Origin of the sequence: Skermanella sp. TT6, from assembly GCF_016653635.2 — a bacterium.
Taxonomy (GTDB): domain Bacteria; phylum Pseudomonadota; class Alphaproteobacteria; order Azospirillales; family Azospirillaceae; genus Skermanella; species Skermanella cutis.
In genome coordinates, this window is record NZ_CP067422.1 from 113,093 (window position 1) to 125,000 (window position 11,908).

Genomic DNA, 11,908 nt, shown 5'->3' on the forward strand with positions numbered 1-11,908 from the left:
AATCCCGTGGGAATTCCTGATGATGTTGTCGTTCGAAGCCTTCCAGGCGCTCCTTCTCGCCACGCTGTCCCTGCTGATCGCGGTGCCCCTGATCGCCTGCTGGAAGCTTTGCCGGCGGACGGGACGACCAGGCTGGCTTTCCCTCCTCGTGCTCGTGCCGGTCCTCAATGTGGTCGCGATCTACTGGTACGTGCTGTCGCGCCCCGCCAAGCCGGACGCCTATCCCGGGGGAATTGCGGGCCGGCATGCCGCCCGGCCGGAACCCGCCGTCCGCCGGCGCGGCGCGGAGACCGCGTGATGCGCCGCCGGTCCTTCCTCCTGTACCTGCTTCCCCTGCCCTTCTGCGCCACGGGGCTGCCCCTGGCGGCGGTGAAGCCCGTCGCCGCCTTGTTGCCGGACCCGTTCTCATCGGCCTTCGGGGACGTCGAGGCCATGCGCGCCCTCGGGCGGCGTTTTCTGGAACTGCATCCCGAGGAAATGGCCGCGGTCCGATCCTGGCTGGCCGTCCTCGAGGGCGCGGGGCAGGACGCCATGCTCGGCCACACAGCGCGATGCATCCGGCAGGATCTGCAAGACGGCGATGTCGTGGTGGTGGACGGCTGGGTCCTGCCCCGCTCGATCGCCCTCACCTGTTCGGCCGTGTCACTGGCGTAGGGACTGCAATGTTCATCGACATCAACGGCCTGGACGAGCACGCCGAGCTTGAGGCCGACATCTGCATCATCGGCGCCGGGCCCGCCGGCATCAGCATGGCCCGCGATCTGATCGGCACCCCGGTACGGGTTCTCCTGCTTGAAAGCGGGGAACTGGAGTTCGACGGGGATACCCAGGAGCTTTATGCCAGCGAGAGCATCGGCATCCCGTACTTCGCGCTGGACCAGAGCCGGTTGCGCTATTTCGGCGGATCGTCAAACCACTGGGACAATTGGTGCGGGGAGTTCGAGCCGATCGATTTCCGGCAGCGGTCCTGGGTACCCGACAGCGGATGGCCCTTCGGCATCGAGGAACTTTATCCCTATTACGATCGCGCACGCCCGCTCTGCGGGCTGCCGCCGCGCCGCTCGACCGAATGGATCCAGGAGAACATGGGGGTTCCTCCCCTCCCCTTCGACGGATCCCGCCTGAAATATCATTTCTGGGAGATCGCCGGGCCGCCGATCCGTTTCGGGGAGGCCTACGGGGCTGAATTGCGCGAAGCTCCCAACATCCGCGTCGTCTTCAACGCCAACGCCACGGAGTTGAGGACGGACGAGGCCGGCGGCGTGATCACCTCGGTCGAACTCCGTTCCCTGAAAGGCCGCGTGACGACGGCACGGGCGCGCTTCGTCGTCCTGGCGTGCGGCGGCATGGAGAATGCCCGGCTGATGCTGGACTCCGATCGCGTCCAGCCCAACGGCATCGGCAATCGGCATGATTTGGTTGGCCGCTATTTCATGGACCATCCGCTGGATCGTGTGGGCAGCATCGTCACCAGCGATCCCATGAAGCTGATCGACGCGCTTCGGACCAGCCGCCGCGGCAAGTATTTCTACTTCCCATCGGTCGTCCTGACGGAGACGGCGATGGAGAGGGAGCAGGTCCTGAACAGTCGGATCCAGCTCCGCTTCACGACCACCGAGAATACGCTGCCGATGCTCCAGCGGGTGGGCAGGGCGGTGGCGGCGGGGCAGGTGCCGTCCAGGCCGCTCGAAACGGTCGGTGAGCTTCTATTGAATGCCGATATCGTGGCCTACAATCTCTATCGCCGCATGATCGCGGACCTGCCGATCGTGCCGAAGCCCGCAAGCGTCACCGAAGTGCTGTTCACCTTCCAGGCGGAGCAGGCTCCGAACCCGAACAGCCGGATCATGCTCTCCGACAAGCGCAACGCCCTGGGCGGCCGGCAGATGGTCCTGGACTGGCGGCTGTCCGAACTGGAAAAGAGATCGCTTCATGTCCAGACCAAATTGCTGGGAGCGGAACTGGCCCGGATGGGCCTGGGCCTGTTCCGGATGGAGTCCTGGCTCGCCGAGGGGGCGAACAGCTGGAGCCCTGACGTGGTGATCGGCTATCACCACATGGGCACGACCCGGATGGCGGACGACGAGCTGCGAGGGGTCGTCGATCGCCAATGCAGGGTGCACGGGATGGACAACCTTTACATCGCCGGAAGCTCCGTCTTTCCGACCGGCAGCAACATCAATCCCACATTGACCATCGTGGCGCTGGCCCTCAGGCTGACCGACCACCTGAAACAGCGGGTCACCACCACGACCTGAGCGCCAGGCCTAAAAAGGAGGGGGACGGGGCGCCTTCCCGCCGCCTGCGGGATGTCCATCCACCCGCTGAACGGGCAGGAAGTCCTGTGCGGATCCGCACACGACTCCCTGCCCGTTCAAAGCGCCTTCAAGACTTCAGCAGACGGTCGATCTGATCCCGCAGGCTCTCAAGCCGCGTCCGGTGATCCTCGTCCACTTGTGTCCGCCGGCTCTCCCAATCGTCCATTGATGCGGACAGCCGGTCGATGATGCCGAGCATCTGCTTGCCCGGCTTCATCGGTCTGACGTCCCGGTCGCTCGCGACCGCTTGGCGGGACGGCTGTCTGGCGTCGATCTCGATGGGAGCGTCGCTGCGCTTCGCGTCGCGGAGTTCGCGTTCCGTCAGGCCGGCCTTGGCCAGATGCCACAGCTGGCGCTGGCGGTCCTCTGTCCCGGCCGAGGCGACTTCGAACAGGCGTGCCGCCGAGACCTGGTCGGCCATATCCTGGTACTCGTCCAGAATATCCTGCGGCATCCGGAGCACGCCCAGGAACCGGCTGATGCGCGATCGCTCCATGCCGACGAGATCGGCCACCGCCGTCTGATCGGTGATGCCGAGCTGTTCCATCAACCCGCGAAACGCCAGTGCCGTTTCGACCACGTCCAGGTCTTCGCGCATCAGGTTCTCGGCGATGGCGACCGCCGGATCGCTCTTCAGGAAAACCCGCGCCAGGATCGTCGTCTCGCCCAGGTGCTCGTGGGCCAGAAGACGCCGCTGCCCGGCACGCAGTTCGTACTCGCCCTCGGAGAGCCAGACGACGGTGATCGGATTGATCAGCCCGACCTTGCGGATGTTCTCGGCCAGAGCCGCGATCTTGCCGGGGTCGACGTTTTTGCGGGGCTGGTTCGGATTGGGCTTGACGCTGGAGACGGGGATACGCTGCTGACGGCCGTTGGGATCGGCCTCGCCTCCCTTGGCGGCCAGTTCCTTGACCTGGCGCTGGATATTGTCCGACGAGCGGCGGGCGAGAAGATTAGCCATGGATCAACCAGCCTTTGCTTGAGCCGCCTGGGCCGCTCTGATGTGCTTGAGGATGAGCTTCACATAGTCGCGATAAGTCGCGACGGCCTTGGACCGCGCGCTGGCGCGCAGGGCAGGGTGGCCGGCCGCCGAGGCCTTGCTGAAGACCGTGGCGCGCGGGACAGGCTCGAAGATCGGGACAAGGTCCGACACCAGCCGGTTCAGTTCGCCCAGCGTCGCCTGCTCCTGGCTGTTCTTGGCGGTGTACATGGTCGGCAGGATCGGGAGGATGGTCAGCCCCGGATTATAGTTGTCCCGGACTTGGGCGACCGTATCCAGCAGGCTCAGGGTTCCGTGGGCCGCCAGATACTCGGTCTGCACCGGGATGATCAGGTAGTCGGCGAGGCTGAGCGCGTTGATGGTCAACAGGTTCAGGTTGGGGCCGCAATCGAAGATGATGACATCGAACCGGCCCTGCACCGCCGACAGCTTCTGGCTCAGCCGCTTCTCTCCGCCGATTTCGCTGCTCAGCGTCCTTTCAGCGTCGGTCAGGGCCTTGGAGCTTGGAGCCACCCAAAGCTCCGTATCGCCGTACTGGAGCAGGATGCTCTCGATCTCGCATTGCCCGCGCAGGACGGACGCCATGTTCAAGCCGTTCTCGCGGACCTCGCTTATGTCGAAGCCCAGGTCCGACGTGGCGTTCGCCTGCATGTCCAGATCGACCACGAGGCAGCTCAGGCCCGCATCGACCAGCCCCCAGGCCACGTTGACGGCCGTGGTGGTCTTGGCGACGCCACCCTTCAGGTTGGTGACCGCGAGATGGAACGTGTGTTTGGTGACCGGGGGCGCCTTTGCGCCGGCGTCTCGATCCTCGACAAGCGTTCCGGAACCTGTGCTTGTCGTCTTGACGGTTCGCGCCATCTCCAGCCTCTATGTCATTGGATCTGTGCGGCAGATGTTTCGGACCGCACGGACTCATTGTCAACGCCGGTTTGCCGGTCCTTGGTCATCTTGCGCGGATGTGTGTGCGGAACCGCACACCGCCCCGGCGCAGTCCCTCCGTCCGAGCCCCCGGATGCGAAAAGCTCGCCTGTGCGGTTCCGCACAGGCGGGCTCATGGGCGGAGCGGGCAGGGGATTAGACCATCCGGATCATGGTGGCGGTCATCTCTTCGGGAGAGAGGCCGAGCACGGTGACTTCCAGGCCGTTGCCCAGATCGAGCACCGCGTTGCCGGAGCTGTCGGTGTCGGCGGCATCGAGCACCTGTGCGGCGGAGGTCAGGCCGTTGCCATCGAGATTGGCCTTGATCTCGATGAGGTCCGATCCCCTCTTGAAATCCGCGACGGTATCCCGCCCACCGGCATCGGGGCCGAACTCGAAACGGTCGGCTCCGCCGTTGCCCTTGAGGTAATCGTCGCCCGCCCCTCCCGCGATGCGGTCGTCGCCCGTGCCGCCATACAGGAAATCGTCCCCTGCGCCGCCGGTAAGGGTGTCGTTCCCCTGTCCGCCGAACAGGATGTCGATGCCGCTCTCGCCCGTCATGGTGTCGTCGCCGGCCGAACCGTGGATCAGTTCATTGCCCTCCGCCCCCTGAAGGATCTGGTCTTCCAGGCCGCGAGCGATGCGGATCTGGTCGAACTCGAGCGTGTCCCCATCCTGCAGCCGGGGTGCCACGTTCCAGGTGGGATCGGCGTGGAACCCATCGGCACCCCGGGCCTTGACCATTTCCTTCGTCAGGTAGCCGAAGGCTTCCATGGCGTCGGCCGATTGCGTGACGGTGAAGATCGCGGACACCGCAGCCCGGGCATTGGCCGCATAGGCGAAGGGAGAACTGGGCCATCCCTGGATGCCGTCCGGCGGATCGGCCGGCGCGTTGCCGAAGCTGCGCTGGAACAGCTCTCCCCAGGTGTCATAAGCGGGGCCGTTGGCCGGGGCATTGACCTTGAACATGTAGGCCGATCCGAAACGCGGATCGAAGCCGTTCTCCTCGTTGATGAAGCGGCCCGAGGTGAAGTTGTCCATCCACTCCAGCATCTTCACGGCCTGCCCGCTGCCCCGCTGCGCCATGGTGCTGAGCGCCAGCACGACGAAGTCGGACTGCCAGACCAGCAGGTCGCCGTCCGGCCACATGTCGTGGCGAAGGAAGCCTTCGAACTCGCCGTACTTGTCTCCCTGTCCATTGACGATGTGGCGGGCGACCAGAGCGTCGAGGTTGCTGTCCAGGAGCTTGACGAAATAGCCCTTCATGGCGTGGTCGTCGGGCGTGGCATAGGCGGCGTCGCTCATGTTGCGCCACGTCCAGGCCCGCCCGCGCACTTGGTCGAAATCGAGGAAGCCCTCGTCCTGTCCGCGATAGTGGGGGGCGAACGACGCGATACTGTAGGCGGTCTGGGCCATCAGGCCGTCCAGGTAGTATTGCGAGCCGGTGACCAGATAGGGCAGGTAGTTGAGGGCCGGCTGATGGGCCGTGTCGAACTCCCATCCCGCCGCGGCGCCGTTGGCGAAGCCGTTGGTCAGCCCGTCGTCGCCGAACTGTGGCCACTGGGTACGCCCATCCATCCACAGGTCTGGGTGATCGTCGATGCGCAGGTACTCGCCCGTGCTCTCGTCGCGATAATGCCAGGGGATGCTGCCGGAGGCATCGGCGTTGGCCAGCATGGTCTCCAGGGCCTGCTCATCCTGGCTCGCCAGGTAGCGGGCGTTCCAGATCGGCATGATGCCGAGGTCGCCGCGCCCGCCGACCTCCGTCATCTTCTTCGTGATAGTGGCGTTGCCCATCGGGCTGGTGTCGGCGTTCGAGGGGAGACCAAGGCTGCCTGCGGTCACGCCGAGCGACGCGTCGATGCCGACGACGGCCCCGCTCGCTTCCAGGTATCGGACATCCTGCGCCACATGAACACCGGGAGCATCCCCCGACCAGACTTCCTTATGCCAGCGGCTGTTGCGGTGGTGAGCGATACCGTCCTTCTCGAAGGCGACGCGGCCCTGATCGAGCAGTTCGACATCGTAGTCGTAGAAGGTCGGAAGGCCCGGCCGGTAGGACGACTCAACGCCGACGGTCACGTCGGTGCGGACCGTGCCGTCATCGAAGGCGCGGATATCGAGGGTCACGGCGAGATGATCGTCGAGAGGCTTGACGACACGGAACTCGGATGCGAGCGGCCCGTTCATCCAGGTCTTGAGGGTGCCGGCGGCTGCCGCTTTCTCCAGTTCGGCGGCGGCGTCCACTTTGAACCGGGTCGTCGTTCCGCCGGTGCCCCTGACGGTCAGGTTGATGTCGACATCGTAGCCGCTCCGAAGAACATCCGCCGGCCTGATCGCCGTTCCCCCGGGTCCTTGGTCCGCGGTTTTCAGCATCACGGTCGCGTCCTCGCCTGCCGCCAGGGCCGGCCGCGCCATGGTCAGGATGGCGTGGCGAACGGAGCCGTCGCCGTGGGTCGCCTTGACATCCATCTGGACCGGGATTTCCCGCCCGTCGAGATCCCCGACCACATAGCCGCCGCCATCCAGGTCGCCCTTCCTGAACACCTGACCGAAGGTGATCCGCCCGGTCTCTTCGGTGCCATCGGAATTGTTCTGAAGCTGGACGGCGACGATCTCGCCCGGCCTGGATGCGGAGGGCAGGGTAGGTGCCTTGACGACCGGGGCCGTGGAGCGGACCTGGAATAGCTCAGGCGAGCTTGCCGGCGCGGCGGAATCGCTCCCGGGGGCGGCCGTCGGGGTCGTCTCGGGAATTGATGGCATGAGGCTGATACCAGGTTCGATGGATATGAAGTCGTCCGCCCATGGATCGAGTCCCCGCCAGGCCGGTCCGAGTCGTCGGAAGAGCACTTACGGTCGTGTCGAAACAACCGCGGCCATTCAGCAGCCGGTTTCAAGATCGCGATCAAGTACCGTATGTGTCTTCCTTCAACGCATCTTAGGTCACTGCTTTTTTTGCCTATTTTGCGAAGAAGTTGATTTATCGTCACCGACTGCGGAAAGTTCCAGTGACACTATCGGGGCGAGGAGGGGGCCAAAATAGGCTCAGAACCATCGATAGGCAGGCATACGCGCGCAGCGGCGCGCCCGCCGGGGACCGGGCGGCGCTTCCAGGATGCGGGAAACATGCTGAATCTCCGAGTTCGGACGGCCCGGCATATTGCATTGGGGATCCCAAGGGGCAACTGCAGGGGCTCTCGGAGAAAGCCGGGACATGACGAGTATAAAAGGGGGGAAGAGCCGGATGGTCACGAGTCCCATGGGGGAGTCGCCGGCGACCGACTCCAGACAGGCGCCCTGGGAAGCCGACGACGATCTGAAGATCATTCGGCTGGATGCCTGGAACCGGCGTGCGCGATCCGTGGCGTGCCACGGGCCTGCGTCTGTGTCGCCGGTCTCGCCGCGATCAGCGGCTGCGAGCTCTTCCAGCGGTTCCCGGCCTGATCCTTCCCCTGATCCTTACACCGGGATCGACCGTGCCGGGTGTCCCCGCTCGCCGGCCGGTGCGATGGGTCAGGCCACGACCCTCAGGTTGGGGCGACGGGTGCCGGAAGGTGACAAGCCGGCCGGATCGTTGCTATTGGCGGGCCGTGCGAACTCCGGAGCGGAGCCCTTCGCCAGGAACGTATGCATCACGGAGGCGAGGGCGGTCGCGGCCATGGTTGCCACGAAGACCAGAAGGGCGATTTCGATAGGGGCGTCAGTCAGCATGTTTCGGTCTCCTTTGTGCGCTGCAACCAAGATAGGCGAAGGATCCTGCGACGCAAGATCGGCGTTGTGTATTTGGTATGCCAGATAAGTAGATCTGGATTGCACAGGGCGGGTTGCCTGGTCTCCGGATGTCCCTGCCGGGCGCCCAATCGTTCCATGGGGCGTTCCATGGGGCGCCGACGGCCCGGTGCCGGATCTCACGTTGTTCGGTTGACCGCTCAGCCATCGTCCGATCCGCGCCTTTTCCCTGCCCGCCGGAAAGCTCTTCCGGCAGGTTCTCACGCGTGCCCTGAAGGCTGGAACTTTTCCTCGCCTTCAGGGAATACTTTGCTCCAAGGGATCGGCAGCAGTCAAGCTGATGCCGGATTTTTCGGAAGTCATCGATACGAGCACTTGAATCTTGGTCCTCCACAGAGAAATAGACGCCGTGGAGTTGCTTGCATCGGCTTCACATTCCGTGTAACTGGGGCCGCCACGTGTGAGCGGCCCTTCTTTTTGGCCTATGGCCTTCGCCGCGTGACGAGTAACGCGGCCCGCTGTTGGTATCTTCGGAAATCAAACAGCGGGAGCGATCCAGTGACCCAGAACAACAAACCGGGCGATCGGGCAAAGGACAAGGATCCGGCCGTCACCGATACCCGGGATCCCCCTGCGGGTCTCCCGGATACGGGCGCGCCCGGGATGGGTGCCGACGAAATGCCCGGCGGGTTGGTTGCCGGCGGCGACGGCAAGCCCGACCCGAAGGACAAGAAGGCCGACCGTTAGCCCTTCTTCGCCAAGGCCGCGTCAAAGCGGCTTCAGGTTGGCTTCGATCTCCCTGCGCCGGCCTTCCAGGAAGGGGGGCAGGGAGAGCTTCTCGCCGAGAGCGTCCAGCGCCTCGTCGGTCGCGAAGCCCGGACCGTCGGTCGCGATCTCGAACAGCACGCCGTTGGGCTCCCGGAAATAGAGGCTGCGGAAATAGAAGCGGTCGACCGGGCCGCTCGACGGCATGCGTACCCGGTCCAGGCGGTCGGCCCAGGCCTCATAGTCCGCATCCGGAATGCGGAACGCCACATGATGGACGCTGCCGGCACCCGGCTGGGCCGGCGCGAGATCGGGCCGGACCGCCACATGGAGTTCCGCAGCCGCACCGCCGTCGCCCATGGCATAGACATGGGTGCGCGACGAGGGCGCCTCCGGCGTCGCATAGTCGCGGACCTGGGCCATGTTCAGGACCCGGGTCAGCACGAGGTCGGTGGGCTTCAGGTCCGGCACGGTCATCGTGATCGGTCCCAGGCCGCGGATCTGGTGCTCGGCGGGGATCGGGCTGCGGTCCCAGGGATGGGCGGCACCGGCCCCGCCGTCGTCGATCAGGCTCAGCCGCTGTCCTTCGAAATCCTCGAAGTCCAGCGTCCCGCGGCCGTCGCGCTCGACGATCTCTCCGTGCGGCACGCCGGTCTCCACGAAATGGCGCTTCCACCAGGCCAGCGTATCCTGCCCGGCGACGCGCAGGCCGGTGCGGGTGATGCTGTGGCTGCCGCGCCGCTCGCGCCGGACCGGCCAGTCGAAGAAGGTGATGTCCGACCCGGGGGAGGCGAGGGCGTCCGCGTAGAACAGGTGATACGCGCTGACATCGTCCTGGTTCACGGTCTTCTTGACCAGCCGCATGCCGAGCGTCCGCGTATAGAAGGCATGGTTGCCCGGAGCGTCGGCCGAGACGGCGGTCAGGTGATGGATGCCGGTGAGTTGCATGATCGGATCTCCTTAGCCGTCGCGCCCCTTGGGCGGCGGCCTCTTGTGGATGTGAATACGAAGACTAGAGCGATCCCCGATCAGGTTGAACCGCTTCGGTTCACGCAGCCTGCCGTTCCACCCGCCGCACTGTGTTGCGCCATGGGCGCAACCTAGGGCCCGATGCAGGGCGGAGGTGATGCGGGCCGACGATCGTAGGTTGCGCCCATGGCGCAACGCATCGGGTCGGCTGCCCGGGGCGGATCGACTTGATCGGATGCAGCTCTAGTGGCTCGGCGCAGAGGTTCTGATCGATCTACCGTAGGTCGGCCTCGGCCGAAGGCCGACGCCGACGGTGTGGCCGGAGCGTTGACGAAGGACTTGCCAGAACCATCATGCAGCGCCGCTAGGCGGAGGCCGGGGCGAGCCGGCCGATCCAGTCCCTGGCCAGGTTGACGTCCGCCTGCGACAGGCCGTGCCCCGCCGGCAGGACCCTCTGCTCGACCTCGGCTCCCGAGGCGCCCAGCAGCGCCGCGAGTCGCGCGGCGTTGTCGGACGGGACGATCGGGTCCATCGCGCCGGACAGCAGGAGCACGGGCTTGCCGTCCAGCCCGAGGCTCCCCTCGGCCGCCGCCGGAGCGTCGGTCAGCGGCACCATGGCCCGCAGCAGCACGGCTCCGGACAGCGCCTCCGGCCGGAGCATCATCACGGCGGCGGCGATGTTCGCCCCGTTGGAGAACCCGACCGCCACAGGAGCCGCCAGACCGTAGGCCTCCCGCGCCGCGGCGACGAAGTCGGCGAGCTCATGGGCGCGATGCCGGACGTCCGCCTCGTCGAACACGCCTTCGGCCAGGCGGCGGAAGAACCGCGGCATGCCGCCCTCCAGCACCTTGCCGCGCGGGGAGAGCAGGGCCGAACCGGGGGCGATCATGCCGCCCAGCGGCATCAGGTCGTTCTCGTCGCCGCCCGTGCCGTGAAGCAGCAGGATCGGCGGCTTCCCCGGTGCTTCGGCGGGTTCGAACCGGTGGATGAAGGGCAGGGTGGTGGTCATGGCGAACCTCTTCGGGAAGCCGGTCCGGCTTCGGGTAAAATGGACGGTCGAGAACTTCAGGCGATTTCCGGCAGCACCGCCTCGATCGAGGCCCGGCGCGGCTCCAGGAAGTCCGGCAGCTTCAGCGTGCGGCCCAGGTCGGATACCGGCTCGTCGACGGCGAAGCCCGGCTCGTCGGTCGCGATCTCGAACAGCACCCCTCCCGGCTCGCGGAAATAGACCGACCGGAAATAGTTGCGGTCCTTCTGCTCCGTCGTGCGGATGCCGTGATGGCTCGCCAGCCTCGCGACCATGCCGGCCTGCGCCGCGTCGTCGGCCGCCCGGAACGCGACGTGGTGGACCGACCCGGCCCCCATCCGTGCCGGCAGGAAACCTCCCGCCACCCGGATGTCCACGATCCCGCCGACGGGGTTCCCCTCCGCCTGGAAGCGGACGACCGATCCTTCCTGCCCGGTCCGGGTGAAGCCCAGGACGTCGGTCAGGATCGCGCCGGTCGGCGCCTCCTCCTTCAGCAGCAGGCTGACGCCGCGGAAGCCGCGGATCGCGTGTTCCGCCGGGACTTCCCGGCCGGCCCAGGCGGGCTCGTCACCGAGTCCGGGAACGGCGGCGAGCGCCAGGCGCATGCCGTCGGGGTCGCGGAACGGCAGGACCGTCTCGCCGAAGCGCTTCTCCGGGGCCTCGTGGCGCACGCCGTGCTCGATCAGCCGGTGGGTCCAGTAGCCCAGGGACTGCTCGGGAACCCGGAAAACGGTTTCCTGCGTTTCCCCGATTCCCAAGCGGCCGGGCGCCGCGTGGTCCCAGGGGAAGAAGGTCAGTATCGATCCGGGCTGGCCGACCTCGTCGCCGTAATAGAAGTGATAGGTTCCCGGATCGTCGAAGTTGACCGTCTTCTTGACCAGCCTCAGCCCGAGAGTACGGCCGTAGAAGTCCAGGTTGCGGTGCGTCGAACCCGCGATCGCGGTGACGTGATGAATTCCGTTCCGGTTCGCAACAGAGCCCATTGTCTTGTCCTCCGGGGCGGCGGACCGTCCGTCGCCTTGCCGGCTTGCCGGCTGGTTGTTCCTGACTGAAGCAAAGATGGCGGGTCCGGCGGCAAAAGCCTATGGGTCATCGATTGCACCTGTGCAATACTGGGAGTGCGATTTTGCCGCCATGATTGCAATTCCGAACAGATGCGGGAGACGGGGGGCGATGGCC

General features: G+C 65.9%; 12 protein-coding genes (1 of these 12 only partly in view). 5 read left to right on the top strand and 7 right to left on the bottom strand.

Annotated features, from left to right (window positions below; translation table 11 throughout):
• Window positions 1–19: 19 nt before the first annotated feature.
• From IGS68_RS32000 to IGS68_RS32010, 3 genes are read left to right on the top strand one after another with little or no spacing between them, the layout of a single operon-like run.
• Window positions 20–298 carry a hypothetical protein gene (locus IGS68_RS32000; protein ID WP_201083367.1) on the top strand — a complete coding sequence of 93 codons (279 nt, stop codon included), beginning with the start codon at window positions 20–22 and terminating at the stop codon, window positions 296–298.
• Complete coding sequence (locus tag IGS68_RS32005; protein WP_201083369.1) at window positions 298–654, top strand: hypothetical protein; 357 nt, start codon at window positions 298–300, stop codon at window positions 652–654. The genes IGS68_RS32000 and IGS68_RS32005 overlap by 1 nt, the downstream gene beginning before the upstream one ends.
• 8 nt (window positions 655–662) lie before the next feature.
• Window positions 663–2,258, top strand: coding sequence for an FAD-dependent oxidoreductase (locus IGS68_RS32010; RefSeq protein ID WP_201083370.1), 1,596 nt, complete (start codon window positions 663–665; stop codon window positions 2,256–2,258).
• A gap of 127 nt (window positions 2,259–2,385) precedes the next feature.
• Here the strand turns inward: IGS68_RS32010 and IGS68_RS32015 are convergent, their stop codons facing one another.
• The 4 genes from IGS68_RS32015 to IGS68_RS32030 all read right to left on the bottom strand — a co-directional run bounded on the left by IGS68_RS32015 (window position 2,386) and on the right by IGS68_RS32030 (window position 7,950).
• Window positions 2,386–3,279 carry a ParB/RepB/Spo0J family partition protein gene (locus IGS68_RS32015; protein WP_201083371.1) on the bottom strand — a complete coding sequence of 298 codons (894 nt, stop codon included), beginning with the start codon at window positions 3,277–3,279 and terminating at the stop codon, window positions 2,386–2,388.
• A gap of 3 nt (window positions 3,280–3,282) precedes the next feature.
• A complete protein-coding gene (locus tag IGS68_RS32020) occupies window positions 3,283–4,179 on the bottom strand; it encodes a ParA family protein (protein ID WP_201083372.1) in 897 nt (298 codons plus the stop codon).
• Window positions 4,180–4,395: 216 nt separating this feature from the next.
• Window positions 4,396–7,002 carry a calcium-binding protein gene (locus tag IGS68_RS32025; protein ID WP_201083373.1) on the bottom strand — a complete coding sequence of 869 codons (2,607 nt, stop codon included), beginning with the start codon at window positions 7,000–7,002 and terminating at the stop codon, window positions 4,396–4,398.
• Between the two features lie 750 nt (window positions 7,003–7,752).
• Window positions 7,753–7,950 (bottom strand): hypothetical protein, encoded by a 198-nt coding sequence (locus tag IGS68_RS32030; protein ID WP_201083374.1) that lies wholly within the window; start codon window positions 7,948–7,950, stop codon window positions 7,753–7,755.
• 576 nt (window positions 7,951–8,526) lie between these two features.
• Here IGS68_RS32030 and IGS68_RS32035 point away from each other — a divergent pair.
• Window positions 8,527–8,715, top strand: a complete 189-nt coding sequence (locus IGS68_RS32035; protein ID WP_201083377.1) for a hypothetical protein — start codon at window positions 8,527–8,529, stop codon at window positions 8,713–8,715.
• Between the two features lie 21 nt (window positions 8,716–8,736).
• On the opposite strand, the gene IGS68_RS32040 is transcribed toward IGS68_RS32035, so the two are convergent.
• The 3 genes from IGS68_RS32040 to IGS68_RS32050 all read right to left on the bottom strand — a co-directional run bounded on the left by IGS68_RS32040 (window position 8,737) and on the right by IGS68_RS32050 (window position 11,712).
• On the bottom strand, window positions 8,737–9,681 hold the full coding sequence (locus IGS68_RS32040; protein ID WP_201083379.1) for a ring-cleaving dioxygenase: 945 nt from the start codon (window positions 9,679–9,681) through the stop codon (window positions 8,737–8,739).
• 385 nt (window positions 9,682–10,066) lie between these two features.
• Entirely contained in the window at window positions 10,067–10,711 is a 645-nt protein-coding gene (locus IGS68_RS32045) for an alpha/beta hydrolase (protein WP_201083381.1), read from the bottom strand.
• 56 nt (window positions 10,712–10,767) lie between these two features.
• The gene (locus tag IGS68_RS32050; RefSeq protein WP_201083383.1) at window positions 10,768–11,712 is read right to left on the bottom strand and encodes a ring-cleaving dioxygenase; all 945 of its coding nucleotides are present in this window, start codon (window positions 11,710–11,712) and stop codon (window positions 10,768–10,770) included.
• Window positions 11,713–11,902: 190 nt separating this feature from the next.
• Here IGS68_RS32050 and IGS68_RS32055 point away from each other — a divergent pair, with 190 nt between their 5' ends.
• A protein-coding gene (locus tag IGS68_RS32055; RefSeq protein WP_201083385.1) for a LysR family transcriptional regulator crosses the window boundary here: on the top strand, window positions 11,903–11,908 show its 5' portion. 930 nt of this gene lie beyond the right edge of the window; 6 of the gene's 936 nt are visible here — the first part of the coding sequence; its start codon is at window positions 11,903–11,905; the stop codon falls past the right edge of the window.